The organism is Halomonas sp. 5021, assembly GCF_036663435.1.
GTDB classification, from domain to species: Bacteria; Pseudomonadota; Gammaproteobacteria; order Pseudomonadales; family Halomonadaceae; genus Vreelandella; species Vreelandella janggokensis.
The window spans coordinates 562,254-582,861 of the sequence record NZ_JAXOVU010000002.1; the positions used below are offsets into that span (position 1 = coordinate 562,254).

The following is a 20,608-nucleotide window of genomic DNA, read 5'->3' on the forward strand; positions in this document are numbered from 1 at the left end:
GGTAGACAAGCATGTCAATCAGTGTTTTCGATCTCTTCAAGATCGGCATCGGGCCATCGAGTTCACATACTGTCGGCCCAATGCGGGCCGCTTTTGACTTCATCGGTGAACTTGGGGCAAGTGAGCTGCTGAACGACGTCACTCGCGTTGAGGTGCACCTCTTCGGTTCTCTCTCCTCAACAGGGGTGGGCCACGGCACGGATCACGCCGTCATCATGGGCCTGATGGGGAAAAGGCCAGATGAAATCGATCCGGATGTTATTGGCCCCTCGATCAGCGCGTTGAAAGCCTCTGAGGTGCTGCTCCTGAACAGCCAGTACAGCGTTCCCTTTCAGTGGCAGCGTGACATGCAGCTGTTCGAGGAAAGCCTGCCGCATCATCCCAATGCCATGCGGCTGATCGCCCATGGACAAAACGGTGAGCTGTACCGCAATACCTATTACTCGGTGGGCGGAGGTTTCGTGGTGGATCAGGCCCAGGCAGATCAAGGTCAACTGGACAGCGATACCACCGAGCTTCCCTATGACTTTCATACCGCGGCCGACTTGTTGACCATGTGTCGGGATAGCGGCCTGCGAATCAGTGAGCTGATGCTCGAAAACGAGCGCGCCTGGCGCAGCGAAGCCGAGATACGCCAAGGGCTTTGCGATATCTGGGCGGCGATGAAAGCCTGTGTGAACAAAGGACTCGAGGCCGAAGGCGTGTTGCCCGGCGGGCTGAATGTTCGTCGGCGGGCGCGTTTGCTGCATCAAAGATTGCAGGCAGTGGATGAAAATCCGTCAGTGATTACCACGACGATGTCGGCAATGGACTGGGTCAACCTCTATGCGCTGGCGGTCAATGAAGAAAATGCCGCGGGTGGTCGCATGGTGACGGCGCCGACCAATGGTGCCGCGGGTATTATTCCGGCGGTATTGCACTACTACATGCACTTCCGCGAAGGGGCCAGCGAGCGAGACGTCGTCGACTTCCTGCTGGCGGCAGGTGCCGTGGGCATTCTGTGCAAGAAAAACGCCTCGATCTCGGGTGCCGAAGTAGGCTGCCAGGGCGAAGTTGGCTCCGCGTGCGCGATGGCCGCCGCTGGCCTTGCGGAACTGATGGGCGGCAGTGTCGCGCAGGTCGAAAATGCCGCTGAAATCGGCCTGGAGCATAACCTCGGGCTGACCTGTGACCCCGTCGGCGGCTTGGTCCAGGTGCCCTGCATCGAGCGCAACGCCATCGCGTCAATAAAAGCCATCAACGCCGCCCAGATGGCACTAAGGGGGGATGGCGAGCACTTTATCTCGCTGGATAAGGTGATCCGCACCATGCGTGATACCGGCGCTGATATGCAGGATAAATATAAGGAAACCTCGAAAGGCGGGTTGGCGGTTAATACGATCGAGTGTTGATGAGGGGCCCGTTCAAGTTTGCAGGCTGTGAGGGGTAGCTTCGCCATGCCGTGTTACGTATAGATTGTCTAACGTGAACAAAAGGAAAGCATGATTTTATAAACGTGTTCAGTCGGCCACGCTGAGGCCATGCCTCACAGCGATGGAGCTGGACACCATGTTTGGACTAAAAAGCAAAACCACCCCTCAGGCTTCAGCGGATGCTGCTGGCGACCACGCGCCCGATGGCGTGCTGAATCAGCATTACTGGATGCCGTTTAGCTCGAATCGGGATTTTCGCGCCAACCCGCGTGTCATCACCGGGGCGGAAGGGCGTTATTACATCGACGACCAGGGCCGCAAGCTTTTCGATTCGCTTTCCGGCCTGTGGACCTGCGGCGCGGGCCACAACCGGGAAGAGATTCAGAAAACCGTGGCGGCGCAGTTGGGTAGCCTCGACTTTGCCCCCGGCTTTCAGATTGGCCACCCGCTGGCCTTCAAGCTAGCGGAAAAGGTGGCCAGCCTGACGCCTGCCGGGCTTGACCATGTGTTTTTCACCAACTCGGGCTCCGAGGCGGCCGATACCTCGGTCAAGATGGCCAAGGCCTACTGGCGCCTAAAGGGAAAGCCCGAAAAGACTCGCATGATCGGCCGCGCCAAGGGCTATCACGGGGTTAACATCGGCGGCACCAGCCTCGGCGGCATCGGCCCCAATCGTAAGCATTACGGCCCGTTGATGGACGTAACGCACCTGCCGCACACGCTCCAGGCGGGTCATGCCTTCACGAAAGGCCAGGCGGACTCAGGCGCTGAGCTTGCCGATGCGCTGCTCGATCAAATCGCGCTCCACGATGCCTCGACCATTGCCGCGGTGATTGTCGAGCCGATGTCCGGCTCGGCGGGGGTGATCGTGCCGCCAAAGGGCTATCTGGATCGGCTGCGCGAGATCTGCACCGCCCACGATATTCTGCTGATTTTCGACGAGGTGATCACTGCCTTCGGGCGCAGCGGCGCGACCACCGGTGCCGAGGCCTTTGGCGTCACGCCGGATATCATGAACGTCGCCAAGCAGATCACCAATGGCGCCATCCCCATGGGCGCAGTAATTGCGTCCAGCGAGATTTTCGATACCTTCATGCACGCGGGCGGCCCGCAGCACGCCGTCGAGTTTCCCCATGGCTATACCTACAGCGCCCACCCGGTGGCCTGCGCCGCGGGGCTTGCTGCGCTTGACATGATGGAGCGCGACAACTTCCCCGCTCAGGTCAATGCCATTGCCCCAAGCTTTGAGCAGAAGCTGCATGCCCTCAAAGGCCGTCAGCACATTGTGGATATCCGCAACTACGGCTTGGCCGGGGCGCTTCAACTGGCCCCCCGCGACGGCGACCCGACGATTCGCCCTCGCGATGCGCATATGGCGCTCTGGGAAGCAGGCTTCTACGTGCGCTACGGCGGTGACACGCTGCAGTTTGGTCCTCCGTTTGGCACTACCGAGGCCGAGCTGGAGCGGCTGTTCGACGCCGTGGCGACCACCCTGGATGCGCTGGCATAAATGATGACGGAGAGTAGAACATGAACGTTGTTTCCCACCTGATTAACGGTGATTTGATCGAAAGCCAGCGCACGCTGGACGTGACCAATCCCTCGACGGGGCAAGTGATTCGCCAAGTGGCAGATGCCAGTGCCGCCGACGTCGAGCAAGCGATTGCCGCCGCCCAGGCGGCGTTTCCCGCCTGGCGCGATACGCCGCCCAACAAGCGCGCCCAGGTCATGTACCGCTTCAAGCAGTTGCTCGAAGATAACGCTGACCGCCTGGTGCAGCTGGTCAGCGAAGAGCATGGCAAAACCCCCGAAGACGCCATGGGGGAGCTCAAGCGGGGCATCGAGAACGTCGAGTACGCCTGTGGCGTGCCGGAGCTGTTGAAGGGCGAGTACTCCCACAACGTCGGGCCGGGCATCGATGCTTGGTCCAACTTCCAGCCCCTGGGCGTGGTGGCGGGCATTACCCCGTTCAATTTCCCCGCCATGGTGCCGCTGTGGATGTACCCCATGGCCATTGCCTGCGGTAACACCTTCATCCTCAAGCCGTCGGAAAAAGATCCCTCCGCAGCCATGGCGGTGGCGGAACTGCTCCAGGAAGCCGGGCTCCCCAACGGCGTGATGAACGTGGTGCACGGCGGTCGTGAAGCGGTGGAAACGCTACTCGATGCCAAGGCCGTCAAAGCCATTTCGTTTGTTGGCTCCACCCCGGTGGCCGAGGCGATCTATACCCGTGGCTCCGCCGCCGGTAAGCGTGTGCAGGCCCTGGGCGGCGCAAAGAACCATGCCGTGGTGCTACCGGATGCCGACCTGGAGAACGCCGCCAATACGCTGATGGGAGCCGCCTACGGCAGCTGCGGCGAGCGCTGCATGGCGATCTCGGTAGCCGTATGCGTCGGCGATGAAACGGCGAATCGCCTGGTGGAAACCATGCTGCCCAAAATCGCCCACCTCAAAGTGGGCCCGGGCACCGAGAAAGGCCTGGATATGGGGCCGCTGGTCACCGCCGAGCACCGCGATAAAGTGCTGAGCTTCATCGAAGACGGCGTCAATGCCGGGGCAACGCTGGTCGCCGATGGCCGTAAGCTGGCAGTGCCGGGCCATGAAGAAGGCTACTTTGTCGGTGGCTGCCTGTTCGATAACGTCACCGCCGAGATGCGTATCTACCAGGAAGAGATCTTTGGCCCGGTACTTTGCGTGGTGCGGGTCGGCAGCCTGGACGACGCCATGCAACTGATCAACGACCACGAATACGGCAACGGCACCTGCCTGTTCACCCGCGATGGCGAAGCCGCCCGCCGCTTTACCGACGGCATTGAAGTCGGCATGGTCGGTGTCAATGTGCCGCTTCCGGTACCGGTGGCTTACCACAGCTTTGGCGGCTGGAAGCGTTCGCTGTTTGGTGACCTTCACGCCTACGGGCCCGACTCGGTACGCTTCTATACCCGCCGCAAGGCGGTTTCCCAACGCTGGCCTTCCGTGAGTGAAGCCACACAGGCGGAGTTCTCTTTTCCTGCCAATCAAAGTTGACGCGCCACAGTAACTAAGACATCTTCTCAGCACCGTCGCACTGCGATGGTGCTTTTTTTGGTGCGTCTTCTAGGCGTAAGACATGAAAGGATGAGTGCAGCGTGGCAAGAACCCAGGACGAAATTCGGCAGACCAACGTGAAAAAGATTCTCCAGGCGGCGGAACAGCTGTTTGCTGAAAAGGGCTATGCCGGGGCATCAATGGGCGAAATCGCCCAGATGGCCGATATTCCAAAGTCCAACGTGCACTACTACTTTTCGACTAAAAAAGCGCTTTACCAGGATGTGTTACTGGAGTTTTTAGAGGTCTGGAAGCAGGACGCGCTATGCTTCGAACTCTACGATGACCCCCGCGTGGTGCTCTCCACCTATATTCGCGCCAAGATGAACCACTCCCGCAATCGTGCCCACGGCTCAAAAGTATGGGCGGCCGAGGTGATGCAGGGCGCCCCGATCCTTAAAGAACGCCTGCGCGACAACCTCTACGAATGGGCCAAGCTCAAAGAGTCGAAAATCCGCGAGTGGGTTGAAACGGGCCAGATAAACCCCGTCGAGCCGTCCTATCTGCTCTACATGATCTGGGCCTCCACTCAGCACTACGCCGACTTTGACTACCAGATCTGCCTGCTCAACGACGACCAACCGCTTGACGACCTACAGTTCGAAAAAGCCGTGCAGTCGGTGACCTCGGTCATACTTCGGGGGATCGGACTGACGGCGTGAGTCAGGAGGGTGCTCCCTTATGGACAGCTCGTGTTACCCCAGCGGCCCGCCGGTCACCGTGGTCTTCAAGCCGTCAATAATGGCTTGACCATCTTCGTTCTTGAGTTCGTCGTACCAGGCTTGGGTGTGAGTGGCGTCGTGCCCATGGATCATCGCAGCGCGCTTGCGGGCACGCTGGACGATTTCGCCCACCCGGTCGACGCGTGCCCGGTCGTACTGGGCCAGAGCGCTGTCGATGGCCGCTGACGCATCGATATTTTCTTCCAGCGCACGCGCGAGCGCCTGGGAGAGTACCCAGGCGTCTTCCATCGCCTGGCAGCCGCCCTGGCCTAGGTCGGGCGCCATGCCGTGAGCGGCATCCCCCAGCAGGGCAACGCGGGGAGCGGTGAGCGAATCCAGCGGCGGAATATCGTAGATTTCCACGCGGGCCATGCGCGCCGGGTCAAAGCGTTCAATCAGCGCCTGCACGGGCTCGGCCCAGCCCGCGAAGTGTTCGCGCAATTCATCGCGGTAGTGGTCGGGGTCGTTGGTGGTACCTGCCGGGAGCGGCACGTCAAAGAAGCAGTAGAACTCCTGAGCGCCTTCCTTGTTGCCACCGCTACCCATGGGCATAAAGGAAACCCGCTTGGCGTCACCCACGTACTGGTCCCAGTGACTCAGCGGTGCCAAGGCTTCATCAGCAGGCACGCGGACGTTCCAGTTCACGTAGCCGACGTATTGGCGCTCCACCGGATGGCCTACCAACTTGCTGCGCAGCTTTGAATGCGTACCTTCTGCCACGACCAGCAAGTCGGCATTCAGGCTTTCGCCGTCATCAAAATGCGCCGCCACGCCGTGCTGGGTGACCGTGTAGTCAATGCATCGGCGGCCAAACTGGATGTGCTCGGTCCCGACGGCGTCCAGCAGTGTCTGTTGGAGGGCGGCGCGGGCAATCGGACAGACGCGCTGGCCGACATCGCCGAATAGCGGTGCCAGGCTGAAGTCGGTCAACGTCTGGCCTGTCTGGGTGAGATAGCGCATCTGGGTCATCTCGCCGCTCAAGCCCTCGATGGTCTCACCCAGGCCCAACTGGTGCATGACCTTGACGCCATTCGGCCATAGCGAAATCGCCGCGCCCACCGGGCGTAGGGTCGCCACACGCTCTACAACGGTGACGCGGTGCCCTTGCTGTTGGAATGCCAGAGCGGTGCTCAGCCCGCCAATGCCCGCGCCGATAACGAGAATATTGAGAGATGTGGTAAGAGGGCGGGGCATGGCAAACTCCTGAAGCAGTGAAAGAGCACAATGAGCGTTAATTGGGTAAGCCAACAAGCCCATCGCGACAGCTAACTGTATACAAAATTAAGGTTTAATGTACAGGTAATGCTCAGTCGGAACAGGTATTCACGGCATGCCGGACAGTTGAAAGTAAAAGCCAAAAAAATGCCTATTGCCCCCCTTGAAAACTGTCTGAATGCTCCTATTTTGCGATTTAAGAGGCGCTGCGATGGGATATAGCGGCATCTCTTCCCATAGTCTGCTTAACGTAGGAGGTGTTCGATATGTTCGATGATCTCAAGCGTTTTGATGTTGGCTCACCTCGCCAGCTGGACTGGTTCCGCCAGTTGTTGGACGACTTTTTGCCCGATGGCAATGCGATGGATATACGCGCAGTGCCCAATGGCAGCTTCCCGATGATCAATGTGGCCCGTAGCGATGAAGCCGTGCACGTTTATGTGTTTGCGGCGGGGCTGGACGCTACGGATCTCACCATTGATGTTCAGGACAATGTGCTGACCCTTCGCGGCAAGCGTGAGTCTGTCATTGGCAATAACGATGGCGATCGCTCGCGTCCGGTATTCCGTCGCGAACGCGTCAGCGGTGATTTTGTGCGCGCCATTGCGCTGCCGGATGGCGTGGATGCAGACCGGGCTGAAGCCCGCCATGCTCACGGGGTGTTCGAGATCCTGCTGCCCAAGCGCGAGGAGCTCAAGCCGCGTCGTATCGATGTTCAGGCGGCGTAAATCATGGTTGTTAACCTTGAATAAGGAGGGATAAATCATGAATAACGTTGTTCGTTCATCTAATAATCAAACCCCGCTTCAACAGCGGGATGAAGACAAGAACCCGCAGGAAACGCTGCTCCCAGCAGTGGATATTGTCGAGGAAGATAATGCCATCAAGCTGGTTGCCGACATGCCAGGCGTCACCAACGACTCACTGCGTGTCGAGCTCGACAATAACGTGCTGAGCTTGGAGGGCGAGATAAACCTGAACATGCCCGAAGGGCTGAGCGCGCTGCATGCTGAGGTGCGTGGTCGGCGTTTCGCACGCCGCTTCAACCTCAGTCACGAAATAGACGGTGACGCGATCACGGCACGTATCGTCAATGGTGTGCTGACGGTAACGCTGCCCAAGAAAGATAGTCATCGCACGCGGCGTATCGAGGTACAGGCAGCGTAAAACGAAGCTGACGCTTAGCTGCCCCGGCACTCTGGGGTGCGCGGGGCGGTACTTTCCCTAGTCGCAATTTAAGCTCTATGCTCTACATAAGGAGTGTTCGATACTTCCCTTATCGATAGAGAGGATTGCGTCATGACGGATATAACCGCGTTGCTCGGCAGTGATGCCGAGAGTTTGCTCAACCACACCTGCCAGGGCGTCCCCCGCGACAGCTTGCACTTACCCGGCCCCGATTTTATTGACCGTGTCATGGCGGATAGTGACCGTCGACCGGCGGTGCTGCGCAATATGCAGAGCCTGTTTAATCACGGCCGCTTGGCGGGCACCGGCTACCTAAGCCTACTGCCGGTAGATCAAGGCATCGAGCACTCGGCGGGTGCCTCCTTTGCCCCGAACCCGCGCTACTTCGACCCGGCCAATATCGTTGAGCTGGCGCTTGAAGGGGGCTGCAATGGCGTCGCATCGACGCTTGGGGTTCTCTCTTCCGTGGCACGACGCTACGCCCACAAGATCCCGATGATGTTGAAGCTCAACCACAACGAGACGCTTAGCTACCCGGCGATGTATGACCAGACGCTGTTTGCTGATGTTGAGCAGGCCCACGACATGGGCTGTGTGGCGGTCGGGGCGACGATTTACTTTGGCTCCCATGAAAGCCGTCGGCAAATAATGGAGATCAGCGAGGCTTTCGAGCGTGCCCACCAACTGGGAATGGTCACCGTGTTGTGGGCCTATCTGCGTAACCCTGCCTTCAAGCAGGAAGGTGCCGATTATCACGTTGCCGCCGATCTCACCAGCCAGGCGAACCACATGGCTGCAACGCTCAAGGCGGATATCGTCAAACAGAAGCTGCCCGAGAACAACGGCGGCTATAAGGCGGTCGGTTACGGACATACCCATGAGAAAGTCTATAGCGAACTGACCACTGACCATCCCATCGACCTGGCCCGCTACCAAGTCGCCAACTGCTTTATGGGCCGCGCCGGTCTGATCAATTCCGGCGGTGGCTCCAAAGGGCACTCCGATCTCGGCGAAGCGGTACGCACGGCGGTGATCAACAAGCGTGCCGGTGGTATGGGCTTGATCTCGGGGCGTAAAGCGTTCCAAAAACCGATGCCGGAAGGCGTTGAACTGCTGCATGCAATTCAGGATGTCTATCTCTCCAAGGACGTGACCGTCGCCTGATCTCCTGGCCCTCACGACTCACATGGGGGAACAGAAGGGGCGCTTAGCCAATGGTTTGGTGTATGTCGAAAGCGCCCCTGCCCACCACCACAGCGTTACCGCCCACTTCCACAAAGCCTGTCTTGATCCCGCCATTGGCGCCGGTATGGATAACGCTGGGCCTACCCATCTCAACCCCCTGATGAATCTGGCACTGCAAGGCATCTGGCTGAAGGGAGGCCAAATAGCCGGTCAATGCGGCTGCGGCACTGCCGGTGGCGGGGTCTTCGCAAAGGCTGTTCTCCATGGAAAACATACGACTGTGAATAAGCATCTCGGCACTGTGTAGCTGTTCAGCGACATATAGATAGATCTGCTCGGCACTGCTGTGTGCGACGGCATTTGCCCAGGTGGTTGTTGAAATGTGCACGTTCTCCAGAGCGGTGATATCTGCTAGCTCGATCAAATGAAAGGGCAATCCAAAGGAAGCCAGCACCGGGTTGCCAACCACCTTATGCCCCTCAAGCCCAAGTAGCTCGGCGGCGGTTGCGTGATCAAGGTTGCTGTCCGCGATGCTTGCAGGCTGGGCAGTGGTAAACGTCGCCCTTCCTTGGTTATAGCGTACCGCCAGTTCGCCAACAGGTGGCTGAAGCACCAAGGTTTGATCACGGTTCACAAGCTTTAAAGCGGCCAATAGATGTGCGGTGCCCACCGTCGGATGGCCTGCAAAGGCTAGTTCTTGAGTGGAGGTGAATATCCGCATGGGGAAATGATTCGGCCTAGTGGCGGCACTCAAGAACACCGTTTCAGCCAAATTGAGTTCATTGGCAAGCGCTTGCATGGTGCTGGTCTCAAGCTCTCCAGCCTCTAAAAAGACGGCCAGTGGATTGCCGGTAAATGGCTGGTCGGTAAATACATCCAGCAGGTAATACTCAACGGTTTTCATAAGGCCCCCTGTCAACAGACGCATGTTTCCAAAACGGTTTGCGGCCCTCTCTTCGGGCCTGCTCGCGGCTAATGCCGACATCCTCCAGCAGCCGGTCATCGAGCGTTAACAGATGGCGGCGACTGCGGCGGCATTGTTGATAGTAGCGAAGTTGATAACCTAGCTGGTAGCGGAGTCGGGTAAGGCTGAAGCGCGGCATGGCGAATCCTCAGTGGTGTGTGCCAGACCAGATTACTCAGCGCTGATGTTTTGATACAGATATAGAATTTATTGTTTTTAAGATACAGAAGGGCATGCTATACCTCTGTATGGCGGTTTTTGGGTGCGTCTGTATCGTTATCGGGTTGTGGAGGAGGAGGGTGTTATGACGCGCTATGAAGAAGTGGCGACCATTTTGCGGGAGCGTATCGAGCACGGTATTTACCGCGTTGGGGATCGCCTCCCCTCGATTCGTGCGGTCTGTCAGGAGTTGGACGTCAGCATTTCCACTGCCCAGGAGGCCTACCGGCAACTGATGGATGTGGCGTTGATCGAGTCGCGTCCTAAGTCTGGCTACTTTGTGCTGCCAAGCAGGGTTCCTTCGGTACTGCCGTCGGTCTCTCGTCCGGCGCAGCGCCCGTTGGATGTTTCTCAATGGGATCAGGTGCTGGAGCTTGTCGCCACCCAGCGGGACGATAATCGACTTCTGCTGGGGCGTGGGGTGCCCAATCTCGAGTATGAAACGCTGCGGCCACTGTCGAAAATCCTCGCTGGCCTGCATCGCAGCACTGATCTGAACGGATTCAACTACGACAAGCTGGGCGGTAGCCCCGAGCTGCGCCAGCAGGTGGCGCGGCTGGCGATTGCGTCCGGCTGCCTGCTGCACCCGGACGACATCATGGTAACCACCGGCTGCCAGGAGGCGCTGGCCATTGCATTGCGAACGCTCACCCAGCCCGGCGATGTGGTGGCCGTGGACTCGCCCAGCTTCTACGGCACCATGCAAATTCTCAAGGCCAACGGCTTAAAAGCGCTGGAAATCCCCACCGATCCGCAAACCGGCATCAGTCTGGAAGCGCTGGAATTGGCGCTGGAGCAGTGGCCGATCCGCGCGATACAGGTCACGCCGACCTACAACAATCCCCTGGGCTACACCATGCCTGAAGCACGCAAGCGGGCACTGTTTCAGCTCGCCCAGCGTTTTGATGTGGCCATTATCGAAGACGATATCTACGGCGATTTGTCGTTTACTCTGCCCAGGCCGCGCACCGTAAAGTCCTTCGACGACGATGGCCGCGTCATGCTGTGCAGCGGCTTTTCCAAAACCGTGGGGCCAGGGCTGCGGGTGGGCTGGCTGGCGCCTGGGCGCTACCGCGATCAGGCGATGCACATGAAATATGTCTCCACCGGCGCCTCGGCGACGCTGCCGCAGCTGGCCGTGGCGGAGTTCGCCGCCAAAGGCCATTATGAACGCCACCTGCGTTTCGCTACGCGTCAGTATCAGCGCCAGCGCGACATCATGATTAGTTGGGTGCAGCGCTATTTTCCCGAGGGATCAGGCATCAGCTACCCCCAGGGCAGCTTCCTGCTCTGGGTGGAGCTGCCTGCAGCGGTGGACTGTGTGCGCCTCAATGAACGCTTGGCACAGCATGCTATCCACGTGGCACCGGGCTCGCTGTTTTCCGCCTCGGGCAAGTTCCGCCAGTGCCTGCGCCTGAACTATGCGTTTACGTTAACGCCTGCGATCGAAAGTGCCGTGCGCACCGTGGGTGAGTTGGCCGCTGAGATGGTGGCAGACGCGCGGTCCCACGAGTCATGCCTCATAGGTTGAGGGTGCTGCCGCGTACCGGCGTCAAACGCCCATGGTCGATAATCGGACCGGTTGGCTGGCCTTCGGGAGCGCCTCCCTGGGGCTCAACGCTGACGGCCAGATCGGCAGTGAATAACTGCGCGCGCAGCTCGGCACTGGGTTCCAGGCGATGGCTCCCTTGATCAGGTAACAGGCCCAGCGAGACGGGCGTACCGTCGGCAATCAACCAGAGCTCACCGGTCTGTTCGCTGTCGACCTGGGTCGGTTGAACCGCTTGCACAATCAACTCTCCTTCCTGGGTTGCGCTGATGATCCAGCCTGGCGTGCGCGATTCGTCCTGGACCACGAAGACGGCTTCTCCGTCCGGCAGCTTGGTCAGTTCAGCCTGTTGCCAAAGAAGGCCTAGCGCTATCGCGATTACCCCAAAACTTGCCGCCATGGTCTGCCATGCCCCTAAACGCTTCCACCAGGGGGCAGGCGCTGTTCCGGTTGCCTGGGTAATGCGCTGCCAGACCTCCTTGGGCGGTGTCCTGGGGTCCAGTCGCTCGTTGAATAGATGCAGATATTCTCGCCACTCTTCCACATCGTTACGTAGGTCATGGCTGACCGCCAGCAGCGCTTCAAAGCGTGCTTTCTGATCGATGTCCAATACGCCCAGTACGTACTCACCAGCCGCAAGGTGGCGATCATCTGGGTCGCTTAGATCCCATTGGTTAGACATGTTTTTAACCTCTCGAGTCCACGGCGGATCCAGCTTTTAACGCTGCCCAGCGGTTGGGACAGAGAGTTAGCAAGCTCGCTGTGCGTCATGCCCTGAAAATAGGCCATTTCCATTAACTGGCGCTGATGTCGACTGAGTGTGTCGAGGCAGTCGTTCAGTTTGTCATTTTGCTGATGACTGATGCTGTCATCTTCAGGGTCGTCGGTACCTAATAGGGTGGCCAACAAGGGTTCATCGGTGGTGGTGTCCTGTGGCTTCTGGCGACGCAGCCAGTCGATGCCAATATTGCGAGCAAGTGTGGAAAGCCAGGTCATCGGCTTGGCTCGCGTGGCATCGTATTGATCGGCGGCATGCCAGATTCGGATGAAAACATGTTGCAGACAATCCTGAGCGGCACCTTCATCTCTTACTATACGCAACAGTTGGGCATACAGATGCGCACTGGAGACACGATAGAGACGCTCGAACGCTTGGCGATCGCCCTGGGCGCAGCCGCTGAGTTGCTCAATAAGATACTGGTGGCGTTGCGTGGCATCTAGCATTCGGGCATCTCTGCGCAGTAAACCGAAATGCCAGTCTTCGGGAGTCAGCCGTTGAAGGCAATAGGTGAGTGCTCAGCGGTGAATAAAAAATTGTTGGGAGTTTGCATCCACTGACGCCTTGGGGCCGTAAGTATCAGTGAGCTTGCATTGCTGAGCTCTTTTAATGACAACCAGGAGATGCCCCAATGAAACTCAAACTACTTACCGCTGGCGTTTGTGCCGCTGCCTTATTTACCGGCGTTGCCGTTGCCGACCACGGCCCTACCACGGTAGGCGGCGCCAATATGCTGCCTGAGCGGAACATTATCGAGAATGCCGTTAACTCAGGTGACCATGAAACACTCGTCGCCGCTGTTCAAGCCGCTGAGTTGGTCGATGTCTTGCAAGGCGAAGGTCCTTTTACCGTATTCGCGCCGACGGATGATGCCTTTGCGAAACTTCCTGATGGCACCGTTGATACACTGCTGCAGCCAGAGAACCAGGAGCAGCTTCAAACGGTTCTAACCTACCACGTCGTACCTGGCAATATGAATCGGGACGCCTTGTGGGAAGCAACCATGGAAAACGACGGCACCGTGGCTTTCAAAACCGTCCAGGGTGAATACCTTACCGTCTCGCGCAATGGTAATAACCTGATGGTCATGGATGCTCAGGGCAATAGTGCCAACATTACAGTTGTGGATGTCGCACAATCGAACGGTGTCATCCATGTTATCGACAGCGTGCTATTACCCTAAGGGTCCCGCTTACATCGGATAATGACATTTATTCGGTTGAGGTTATGTTTTCCCACCGCCTGGTTCGCTAGGCGGTGGTTTTTTGCCGACCGGATGGCCGCAAAAATCCCTCCCGGGCGCGAGCTGCTTGCTCGCGAACGATACACCCTTCCGCATGATCATTGAGCAGTCCCATCGCCTGCATAAAGGCAAAAGCGGTGGTAGGGCCGAAAAATTTCCAGCCGCGCATTTTTAACGCCGTGGCAAGAGCGACAGATTCAGGCGAGGTGGTCTGGGACTGCGGCGGCGGTAGCGAAGAGGCGTCCGGCTCAAAGCGCCAGAAAAACGCGGCCAGTGAACCTTCCTGCTCGACCATTTCCTGGGCCCGCCTGGCATTGTTAATGGTTGATTCAATCTTGCCTCGATGCCGAATGATGCCTGGGTCCTGCAATAAACGCTGCACATCGGCTTCGCCGAAGCGGGCGACTTGATGGAAATCGAAGTGATGAAAGGCGGCACGAAAATTCTCGCGCTTGTTGAGAATGGTGCGCCAGCTCAAGCCCGACTGAAAACTCTCCAGGCACAGCTTCTCGAACAGCCGCTGATCATCATCTACCGGGAATCCCCACTCATTGTCGTGGTAGGGCAAAAATTCAGGCGCCCCGCCACACCATTGGCAGCGAGGATATCCATCAGGGGCGATAAAGTTGCTGGTCATTAGCGACTCACCTATCAGTCGAACCATTCTTTGGCAGTGCGCCATAGGCAGATGGCGACGAAGTAGACGGAAGCGATGCCCCATCCCCATAGTGCCCAGGCGGCGTGCTCTGGGGTTGAGAGCACCAGTGATGTGGTGCATGCGCACCATGCTAGCGTGACAGCGATATTGAGCGGCATGAACAGGCGCACCCGAAAGGGATGGAGAAACTTCATCCGGGTCACGGTCAGGATGGCCAGAAAGGCGATAGTGGCGAACGTAAGGAAAGGCGGGAAGTCGAGGATATAAAAATAGGCGGCGGCGATGTTCCAGGCGGCAGGAAAGCCAACGAAGTAATTATCCTGACTTTTCATGTCGACATTGCAGAAACAGAACATTGATGACAGCAGAATGATGAACACTGACGCCAACCCTAAATAGGGCGGCAATTCAATGAAGTAATAGATGAAAAGGGCGGGGATAAAGGCCCAGGTCAGGTAATCGATCACCATGTCGAGTGTCGAGCCATCAAAATGAGGCAGGATGGTCTGCACTTCATATTTGCGCGCCAGTGCGCCGTCGATTGCATCAATCATCATCGCGGCACCCAGCCAGAGCAGGCAGGCGACGGGGTTATTGTCGACCAGGGCAAGCAGCGCCATGGTGCCGAGCAGCACGCCGCTGGCGGTAAATACATGGACGCTCCATGCCTTGCATATCGATGCGCGGGATTCTGCGTGCGAAGAGAGTAATTGAGCCACATTAACCCCGTTGGGAAGGTGTTGTTCCCGTTAAATTGGATTTATCAATAAGCCTGTAAAGAAAGATACACTACTACAAGAAGGCTGCCCGAGAATATGTCGGTATGCTGTCCATTGATAATGCGTTCAGCGCAGGGCTTAGGCGTGACGCGCTTCAGGAGTATCGTTTATGCAGGCCATTCGCTTAGCGACCATTCGTGATATCGATACGCTTACCGAGTTGCTCGATGGCTATCGTCAGTTTTATCAGCAGCCGAGTGATCTTCAGGCGGCGCATGATTTTCTGCGCCAGCGCATGGGGCTTGGAGACGCTTTTATTTTGGTGAGCGAAAACAGCGAAGGTGCGCTCACCGGTTTTGTGCAGCTATACCCAGGCGTTTCCACGGTGGGCTTGAATGCGCGCTGGACGCTGAATGATCTTTTCGTGTTGCCGGAGTGTCGCGATAAGGGCACGGGCAGGGCGTTAATGGAAGCCGCCACCCAGCTTGCCCGCGATCACGGCGTCGCACGTTTGATATTAATGACCCAGGTAGAGAACGAGCGCGCCCAGCACCTTTACGAGTCACTGGGTTGGCAGCGCAATACCGCGTTTTATGGTTATTTACTGGATATTAAGTAAGCGCTGCCATTGAGAGGGACGTTTAACCAACACTCTCCGGCAACTTGCACACATCCACCCACTTGGCGTTGACGAGCTCGGCCAAGCGTTTGGGGCTTAGGCGCACGGCGCTGTTGGATGACCCCGCCGCGGGCAGCACTTCGTCATAGACGTGGAGGGATCCATCGCAGTACACCGGCAGGTCAGTGGCAAGGCCGAACGGGCAAACGCCACCGACCGGGTGGCTGGTGAGTTTCATCACGGTCTCAGCGTCGAGCATCTTGGCCTTGCCGCCGAAGGTGTCGCGAATCTTGCGGTTATCGATGCGTGCGTTGCCGCTGGCCACGATCAGCAACGGTGTTTCGCCGACCTTGAACGCCAGGGTTTTGGCTATCTGCCCGGGTGCCACGCCGTGGGCCTCGGCGGCCAACTGCACCGTGGCCGTGCTGGTTTCCAGCTCTTCGATGGTGATATCCGGCGCATGCTCGGCAAAAAACTGGCGAACGGTCTCGACGCTCATGGTGAAATCCCCGTGTTGGCTGAAAGCCTAACCTAACGCGCCTTGGTTGATTTAGCCAAGCCACGGTGGCGAGGTGATTCTGGCAGGCTCGCGCTGCATGATGATCTCGCCGTGGCGAACCGAGAGGAGCACTTCCCCCTGGGTGCGCAATACGCTGTAATCGTCCTCGCCATCCAACAGGTTGAAGCTGGCGGGTTTACCGACCTCAATGCCGTAACGCCCTTCGATATCGAGGGTGCGCGCGCTGTTGTCGGTAATCAGCGAAAGCGACTGGCTGAAGTCCTGATAGCCCATCATGTGGCAGATATGCAGCCCAAAATCCAGCGTACGTAATAGTTTGCCATTACCCAGGGAGTACCAGGGGTCGACGATGGAGTCTTGGGCCAGGCACACGTTGATACCCGCTTCGTTGAGTTCCTTCACCCGGGTCACGCCGCGGCGTTTGGGGTAGCTGTCGAAGCGCCCCTGCAAGTGAATGCTCTCGGTCGGGCAGGAGACAAAGTTGATGCCCGAGCGCTTGAGCAGCAGAAACAGCTTGGAGCAGTAGGCGTTATCGTAGGAATGCATCGCGGTGGTGTGGCTGGCGGTAACGCGGCTGCCCAGGTCATGCGTCAGAGCTTCATGGGCCAGCACTTCGAGAAACCGCGAGTTGGGGTCGTCGATCTCGTCGCAGTGGACGTCCACCAGGCGATCGTATTTGATCGCCAACTCGATCACCCGCTGCATGGAGGCCACGCCCAGCTCGCGGGTGTATTCAAAGTGGGGAATACCGCCGACCACATCGGCGCCGATTTCCAGCGCTTCTTCCAGCAGCCTGTCGCCGTCCGGGTAGGAGAGCAAGCCGTCCTGGGGAAAGGCCACCACCTGTATATCGATCTTGTCTTTCAGCTCGTCGCGTAGGGCGCACAGGGTTTTGATGCCAATCAGGCTGGGGTCGCTGGTATCGGCATGGGTGCGTACAAATTGCACGCCGTTACTGATCAGCAGGTTCAGCGTTTTCAGCGCACGCTCGCGAATATCGGCTTCGGTGAGCATCGGCTTACGCTCGCCCCAGCGCTCGATGCCTTCAAACAGGGTGCCGCTCTGGTTCCATTCGGGGTCGCCCGCCGTCAGGGCAGCATCCAGGTGAATATGGGGCTCGATAAACGGCGCGCAAAGCAGTTTACCGCCTGCATCAATCTGTTCGGGCGCGGGTCCTTCGCCTGCCGTTTGCGGCGCGCCCTGGGCTGTAATCGCGGTGAAGCTACCGTTCTCGACCTCGATACGATAAAGCTCGGGGCGCTGGCGTAGCCGGGCGTTGATAATCTGCATGCTCATATATAAAACGGCTCACTTATTGTTTGGCAGTGGAGGGAAGGCTATCACCCAGCGTAGCGTGATTGACGCGCAACAGCACAGCATAGCTTCCTGCTGCGACCACGACGCCCACTAGCGGCGGCAGTAACGGCGAAAAGTAGGCGGCGCCAGCGCCTAGCGCATAGGCGGCTAAGCCACGGCGGTTAAAATCGGGTAGCTGAGCGCGTTCAAGCGCTGGATAGCGACCTTTATGCTTGAGCCAGAAGTCCGCCATGATCACGCCGCCCATGGGCGGAATAAAGGTGCCCAAAAGCACCAGGAAGGGGATCAGCAGGTTGTACATGCCGCCGACCGCCAGCACGGTCCCTATCGCCGCACCGCCTACCGTGACCAGGCGGCGTTTTTCGGTGCGTAGCAAATTGCAGCCCGCGACGGCAAAGTTGTAAATGGTGTTGTCCTGGGTGGTCCAGATATTCAGAAACAGCATCAGCACGGCGATGGTGACAAAGCCCTGGGCGATCAATACATCAACAATATCTGCTTGCTGGTAGATCATGGTGCCAAGTGCCCCGGTCAGTACCATTAAGCCGTTACCGATAAAAAAAGCCGCCATGGTAGAGATGACGGCAATTTTGGGTGTCTTGGCGAAGCGGCTCCAGTTGGTCGCCTGGGTGCCGCCGCTGATAAAGGTGCCAATGATGACGGTAATCGCCGCGGCCACGCTCATGCTCTCCGTGGGTGTTTGCTGGCTTAACCCGGCAAAGCCGCGCGCATCCACCAGCCCGGTGAAAAGGCTGATCAGGATAAACAGCATCATGGCGGGCACGGCAAAGCGTGAAAGCCAGTCCATCCCCTTGTAGCCGATCATGGCGGTGACGCAGAAACCAAAGCCAAACAGCACCATTAAGGGGATTTCCAGCCATTCGGGCATCCCGGTGGTGCGTACCAATACCAGAGCGATCGTTGCCGTGCCCCAGGCGTAACAGCCAATCTGGGTGAAGCCGAGGATGAAATCAGACAACTTGCTGCCTTTTTCGCCGAAGCAGAAGCGCCCCATCAGCACTGAATTAAGCCCGCTTTTACAAGCAATATAGGCAAGTGTAGCGGCGTAGGCACCCAGTAAAAGATTACCCACCAGAATGATCCATAGCAGTTGGCCGATCGAGAAGGCCTGACCCAGGGTGCCCCCTGCCCACATGGTGGCGGTAAAGAAGGTAAAGCCGAGCAGTACCGCTGAAGTGGAGAGCAGGCCCTTGCGGGCGCTGAGGGGGACTTCGCTGAGGGGGTAATCTGAATGATGCATGGCAAGCTCCAGGAGAAAGAACATTCATCCAGTGTAGGAAGCAAACCGTATGCCAAAGTGGTTAAATTTAGTGTGATTTCTCCAACAGGAGACCGCGCATCAATGTTTCGACGATGCTGCCACGGTCGGCATCCAATGAATAGTGATGGGTGTCTTGCAGCCAATCAAAGCAGGTGCCAATCAAGAACCCGTGAAACTGTCGACGAGCGCTTGCGGGCGTCAAATCGGCACGCAACTGGCCCTGCTGCTGGACCTGTTCGAACAGTTGCTCGACCCTGGCTTCTGCATGCTCGGAAAGCCGTGTAATCATGCTGATACGCGGGTGGTCGTCTTCAAGTTTTTCGCAGCGGTGCAGCACGATGGTGGCAGCCCGTTGCAGCGGCAAATCGTGGCAGATACCCGCCAGCGAGCGTTGAGCGATGTCGCGCAAACACTCTACCGGTGTCGTGCCAAGCTGTTGCACGGCGTGGTCAACGATTTCATCCAGCGGAATGCGCACCCGCTCGAGTAACGCATCAAAAAGTGCGGCCTTATCCTCAAAGTGCCAATAAATCGCCCCACGGGTAACGCCCGCTGCCTGGGCAATATGCGCGAGGGTGGTGCGAGAAACCCCCTGGGCGAGAAAAGTGGTTTCTGCCGCGTCCAGGATAGTTTCCCGGGTGCGTTCCGCGTCGGCCTTGCGGCGATTCATGGCGGCTCCTGATCCAATACGTGACATTATTCTGGCATTGATCGCTGGCAAAGTCGCCAGCGAGTGATTAGTATACACTTCACTGACATTCATGAATGTCAGTGAAGTGTATACCACTGTCTGTTCATTGGGAATGCGGCGTTTGATCGTCATCAAGGAGCTTATCGTGCCCGTTACTTTTCTTCGCTTGCTGCCGGTTATGATGGTCTTGCTCGTGCTGGTGGGTTGTGATCAGCCTGAGGCGCAGTCAAACGAGGCGCCCAGGCCAGTGAAATTGGTAACGCTGGAAGCGGCGAATGCCACGGCGCTTAGGCAGTTTCCGGCACGCGTTGAAGCCACCACGCGCAGTAACCTCTCGTTTCGCATGGCAGGCGAACTGATTGAGCTCAACGTAAGTCCCGGTCAAAAGGTGTCGGAAGGCGAGGTCATTGCGCGTATTGATAACCGTAATGCGCAAAGCGAGCTGGATAGCGCCCGCTCACGCCTGGAGCTTGCCAAGGCAAACCTGGAACGCATGCGTTATACCCTGGAGCGTGGCGCGGTTAGCCAGTCTCGGTTTGATGAGGCAGAGAGCGAGTGGCGGGCGGCCCGCGCCACCTTTGAACAGGCTGAAGAGCAGGTCGAGCATACCCAGTTGCGTGCGCCCTACGATGGTGTGATTGCCCAGGTGCCGGTGGATAACCGGCAGATTGTCCAGGTGCAGGAAACAGTCGCCGTCATTCAGCAGCCGGGGCAACTGGACGTGGTCTTTCACCTGCCCGAGCAGATTGTCCAGCGCATGCCGCGCAGCAACGGCATTCCCTTTGGTGATGCGTTAGCCTATGAAGTGAGCTTTGGTAACAGCGATAACCTTTACCTTGCCCAGCTAGCTTCCTATACCACTCAAGCCAGCGCGCAGAGTCTGGCGTACGAAGTCACGCTGACGCTGCCCCAGCCGGATGACATTACGCTTCTGGATGGCATGAGTGCCACCGTGCGCCTGGATTTGAGCGATCTATCGTCTGAACCTTCGGCGCCACTGTGGTACTTGCCTGCCGAAGCCGTGAGTTATGCAGGCGATAATCCTGATCAGGCCCAGGTATGGCGCTTTATCGAACCACAAAGCGTTGAGGCAGTGCCTGTCGATGTCGGCCGCCTGACCTCCAAAGGACTTGAGGTCAGCGGCGATTTGTCCGCGGGTGACCGGATTGTGGCCGCCGGTGCACATCGCTTGCACGCGGACATCCAGGTGACCCCGTGGGAAAAAGAGCGGGGGCTATAA

At 58.0% G+C, this 20,608-nt stretch carries 22 protein-coding genes; 11 read left to right on the forward strand and 11 right to left on the reverse strand.

Features of this window, described 5'->3' with window-relative positions; genetic code table 11:
* Positions 1-11 precede the first annotated feature (11 nt).
* The 4 genes from R3F64_RS06270 to R3F64_RS06285 all read left to right on the forward strand — a co-directional run bounded on the left by R3F64_RS06270 (position 12) and on the right by R3F64_RS06285 (position 5,161).
* Positions 12-1,391: an L-serine ammonia-lyase gene (locus R3F64_RS06270; protein WP_199284099.1), complete on the forward strand. Its 1,380-nt coding sequence runs from the start codon at positions 12-14 to the stop codon at positions 1,389-1,391.
* Positions 1,392-1,548: 157 nt separating this feature from the next.
* Positions 1,549-2,922: an aspartate aminotransferase family protein gene (locus R3F64_RS06275; RefSeq protein WP_199284098.1), complete on the forward strand. Its 1,374-nt coding sequence runs from the start codon at positions 1,549-1,551 to the stop codon at positions 2,920-2,922.
* A 20-nt stretch (positions 2,923-2,942) separates the two neighbouring features.
* The gene (locus tag R3F64_RS06280) at positions 2,943-4,439 is read left to right on the forward strand and encodes a CoA-acylating methylmalonate-semialdehyde dehydrogenase (RefSeq protein ID WP_199284097.1); all 1,497 of its coding nucleotides are present in this window, start codon (positions 2,943-2,945) and stop codon (positions 4,437-4,439) included.
* A gap of 101 nt (positions 4,440-4,540) precedes the next feature.
* Positions 4,541-5,161: a TetR/AcrR family transcriptional regulator gene (locus tag R3F64_RS06285; protein WP_332610457.1), complete on the forward strand. Its 621-nt coding sequence runs from the start codon at positions 4,541-4,543 to the stop codon at positions 5,159-5,161.
* A 33-nt stretch (positions 5,162-5,194) separates the two neighbouring features.
* Here R3F64_RS06285 and hpxO read toward each other — a convergent pair whose 3' ends face one another.
* The gene (gene hpxO, locus R3F64_RS06290) at positions 5,195-6,415 is read right to left on the reverse strand and encodes an FAD-dependent urate hydroxylase HpxO (RefSeq protein WP_332610459.1); all 1,221 of its coding nucleotides are present in this window, start codon (positions 6,413-6,415) and stop codon (positions 5,195-5,197) included.
* Positions 6,416-6,702: 287 nt separating this feature from the next.
* Here hpxO and R3F64_RS06295 point away from each other — a divergent pair, with 287 nt between their 5' ends.
* From R3F64_RS06295 to R3F64_RS06305, 3 genes are all read left to right on the forward strand, one after another.
* Positions 6,703-7,164: an Hsp20/alpha crystallin family protein gene (locus tag R3F64_RS06295; protein ID WP_332610461.1), complete on the forward strand. Its 462-nt coding sequence runs from the start codon at positions 6,703-6,705 to the stop codon at positions 7,162-7,164.
* A gap of 37 nt (positions 7,165-7,201) precedes the next feature.
* Positions 7,202-7,603: an Hsp20/alpha crystallin family protein gene (locus tag R3F64_RS06300; protein WP_332610463.1), complete on the forward strand. Its 402-nt coding sequence runs from the start codon at positions 7,202-7,204 to the stop codon at positions 7,601-7,603.
* A gap of 132 nt (positions 7,604-7,735) precedes the next feature.
* On the forward strand, positions 7,736-8,788 hold the full coding sequence (locus R3F64_RS06305) for a class I fructose-bisphosphate aldolase (protein ID WP_332610465.1): 1,053 nt from the start codon (positions 7,736-7,738) through the stop codon (positions 8,786-8,788).
* A 43-nt stretch (positions 8,789-8,831) separates the two neighbouring features.
* Here the strand turns inward: R3F64_RS06305 and R3F64_RS06310 are convergent, their stop codons facing one another.
* Complete coding sequence (locus R3F64_RS06310; protein WP_199284093.1) at positions 8,832-9,713, reverse strand: PhzF family phenazine biosynthesis protein; 882 nt, start codon at positions 9,711-9,713, stop codon at positions 8,832-8,834.
* The gene (locus R3F64_RS06315) at positions 9,700-9,912 is read right to left on the reverse strand and encodes a DUF1127 domain-containing protein (protein ID WP_199284092.1); all 213 of its coding nucleotides are present in this window, start codon (positions 9,910-9,912) and stop codon (positions 9,700-9,702) included. Before R3F64_RS06315 ends, R3F64_RS06310 begins: the two co-directional genes overlap by 14 nt.
* Before the next feature lie 165 nt (positions 9,913-10,077).
* On the opposite strand from R3F64_RS06315, the gene R3F64_RS06320 reads away from it, so the two are divergent.
* Positions 10,078-11,523, forward strand: coding sequence for an aminotransferase-like domain-containing protein (locus R3F64_RS06320; RefSeq protein WP_332610467.1), 1,446 nt, complete (start codon positions 10,078-10,080; stop codon positions 11,521-11,523).
* Here R3F64_RS06320 and R3F64_RS06325 read toward each other — a convergent pair.
* Positions 11,513-12,223: an anti-sigma factor gene (locus tag R3F64_RS06325; RefSeq protein ID WP_253025959.1), complete on the reverse strand. Its 711-nt coding sequence runs from the start codon at positions 12,221-12,223 to the stop codon at positions 11,513-11,515. The two genes, R3F64_RS06320 and R3F64_RS06325, sit on opposite strands and share 11 nt — an antisense overlap.
* Entirely contained in the window at positions 12,202-12,765 is a 564-nt protein-coding gene (locus tag R3F64_RS06330) for a sigma-70 family RNA polymerase sigma factor (protein ID WP_332610472.1), read from the reverse strand. The genes R3F64_RS06325 and R3F64_RS06330 overlap by 22 nt, the downstream gene beginning before the upstream one ends.
* A 185-nt stretch (positions 12,766-12,950) precedes the next feature.
* Here R3F64_RS06330 and R3F64_RS06335 point away from each other — a divergent pair, with 185 nt between their 5' ends.
* Positions 12,951-13,502 (forward strand): fasciclin domain-containing protein, encoded by a 552-nt coding sequence (locus R3F64_RS06335; RefSeq protein WP_066314939.1) that lies wholly within the window; start codon positions 12,951-12,953, stop codon positions 13,500-13,502.
* Positions 13,503-13,569: 67 nt separating this feature from the next.
* Here the strand turns inward: R3F64_RS06335 and R3F64_RS06340 are convergent, their stop codons facing one another.
* On the reverse strand, positions 13,570-14,199 hold the full coding sequence (locus R3F64_RS06340) for a DNA-3-methyladenine glycosylase I (RefSeq protein WP_332610475.1): 630 nt from the start codon (positions 14,197-14,199) through the stop codon (positions 13,570-13,572).
* 14 nt (positions 14,200-14,213) lie between these two features.
* Positions 14,214-14,939: a phosphatidylcholine synthase gene (pcsA, locus tag R3F64_RS06345; protein ID WP_332610476.1), complete on the reverse strand. Its 726-nt coding sequence runs from the start codon at positions 14,937-14,939 to the stop codon at positions 14,214-14,216.
* A 169-nt stretch (positions 14,940-15,108) separates the two neighbouring features.
* Here pcsA and R3F64_RS06350 point away from each other — a divergent pair, with 169 nt between their 5' ends.
* A complete protein-coding gene (locus tag R3F64_RS06350; RefSeq protein WP_332610478.1) occupies positions 15,109-15,558 on the forward strand; it encodes a GNAT family N-acetyltransferase in 450 nt (149 codons plus the stop codon).
* A gap of 22 nt (positions 15,559-15,580) precedes the next feature.
* Here R3F64_RS06350 and R3F64_RS06355 read toward each other — a convergent pair whose 3' ends face one another.
* The 4 genes from R3F64_RS06355 to R3F64_RS06370 all read right to left on the reverse strand — a co-directional run bounded on the left by R3F64_RS06355 (position 15,581) and on the right by R3F64_RS06370 (position 19,347).
* A complete protein-coding gene (locus tag R3F64_RS06355; protein ID WP_332610480.1) occupies positions 15,581-16,057 on the reverse strand; it encodes a YbaK/EbsC family protein in 477 nt (158 codons plus the stop codon).
* Between the two features lie 51 nt (positions 16,058-16,108).
* Positions 16,109-17,374, reverse strand: coding sequence for a cytosine deaminase (gene codA / locus R3F64_RS06360; protein ID WP_332610482.1), 1,266 nt, complete (start codon positions 17,372-17,374; stop codon positions 16,109-16,111).
* A 16-nt stretch (positions 17,375-17,390) separates the two neighbouring features.
* On the reverse strand, positions 17,391-18,656 hold the full coding sequence (codB, locus tag R3F64_RS06365) for a cytosine permease (protein WP_332610483.1): 1,266 nt from the start codon (positions 18,654-18,656) through the stop codon (positions 17,391-17,393).
* A 67-nt stretch (positions 18,657-18,723) separates the two neighbouring features.
* Complete coding sequence (locus R3F64_RS06370; protein ID WP_332610485.1) at positions 18,724-19,347, reverse strand: TetR family transcriptional regulator; 624 nt, start codon at positions 19,345-19,347, stop codon at positions 18,724-18,726.
* A 166-nt stretch (positions 19,348-19,513) separates the two neighbouring features.
* Between R3F64_RS06370 and R3F64_RS06375 the strand changes: the two genes are divergently transcribed.
* Positions 19,514-20,608, forward strand: a complete 1,095-nt coding sequence (locus tag R3F64_RS06375) for an efflux RND transporter periplasmic adaptor subunit (RefSeq protein ID WP_332610487.1) — start codon at positions 19,514-19,516, stop codon at positions 20,606-20,608.

Coding starts and splice junctions, on each gene's coding strand:
- R3F64_RS06270 (WP_199284099.1), top strand. CDS start 12: ATGTCAATCAGTGTTTTCGATCTCTTCAAGATCGGCATCGGGCCATCG.
- R3F64_RS06275 (WP_199284098.1), top strand. CDS start 1,549: ATGTTTGGACTAAAAAGCAAAACCACCCCTCAGGCTTCAGCGGATGCT.
- R3F64_RS06280 (WP_199284097.1), top strand. CDS start 2,943: ATGAACGTTGTTTCCCACCTGATTAACGGTGATTTGATCGAAAGCCAG.
- hpxO (WP_332610459.1), bottom strand. CDS start 6,415: ATGCCCCGCCCTCTTACCACATCTCTCAATATTCTCGTTATCGGCGCG.
- R3F64_RS06295 (WP_332610461.1), top strand. CDS start 6,703: ATGTTCGATGATCTCAAGCGTTTTGATGTTGGCTCACCTCGCCAGCTG.
- R3F64_RS06300 (WP_332610463.1), top strand. CDS start 7,202: ATGAATAACGTTGTTCGTTCATCTAATAATCAAACCCCGCTTCAACAG.
- R3F64_RS06305 (WP_332610465.1), top strand. CDS start 7,736: ATGACGGATATAACCGCGTTGCTCGGCAGTGATGCCGAGAGTTTGCTC.
- R3F64_RS06310 (WP_199284093.1), bottom strand. CDS start 9,713: ATGAAAACCGTTGAGTATTACCTGCTGGATGTATTTACCGACCAGCCA.
- R3F64_RS06315 (WP_199284092.1), bottom strand. CDS start 9,912: ATGCCGCGCTTCAGCCTTACCCGACTCCGCTACCAGCTAGGTTATCAA.
- R3F64_RS06320 (WP_332610467.1), top strand. CDS start 10,078: ATGACGCGCTATGAAGAAGTGGCGACCATTTTGCGGGAGCGTATCGAG.
- R3F64_RS06325 (WP_253025959.1), bottom strand. CDS start 12,223: ATGTCTAACCAATGGGATCTAAGCGACCCAGATGATCGCCACCTTGCG.
- R3F64_RS06330 (WP_332610472.1), bottom strand. CDS start 12,765: ATGCTAGATGCCACGCAACGCCACCAGTATCTTATTGAGCAACTCAGC.
- R3F64_RS06335 (WP_066314939.1), top strand. CDS start 12,951: ATGAAACTCAAACTACTTACCGCTGGCGTTTGTGCCGCTGCCTTATTT.
- R3F64_RS06340 (WP_332610475.1), bottom strand. CDS start 14,199: ATGACCAGCAACTTTATCGCCCCTGATGGATATCCTCGCTGCCAATGG.
- R3F64_RS06350 (WP_332610478.1), top strand. CDS start 15,109: ATGCAGGCCATTCGCTTAGCGACCATTCGTGATATCGATACGCTTACC.
- R3F64_RS06355 (WP_332610480.1), bottom strand. CDS start 16,057: ATGAGCGTCGAGACCGTTCGCCAGTTTTTTGCCGAGCATGCGCCGGAT.
- codA (WP_332610482.1), bottom strand. CDS start 17,374: ATGAGCATGCAGATTATCAACGCCCGGCTACGCCAGCGCCCCGAGCTT.
- codB (WP_332610483.1), bottom strand. CDS start 18,656: ATGCATCATTCAGATTACCCCCTCAGCGAAGTCCCCCTCAGCGCCCGC.
- R3F64_RS06370 (WP_332610485.1), bottom strand. CDS start 19,347: ATGAATCGCCGCAAGGCCGACGCGGAACGCACCCGGGAAACTATCCTG.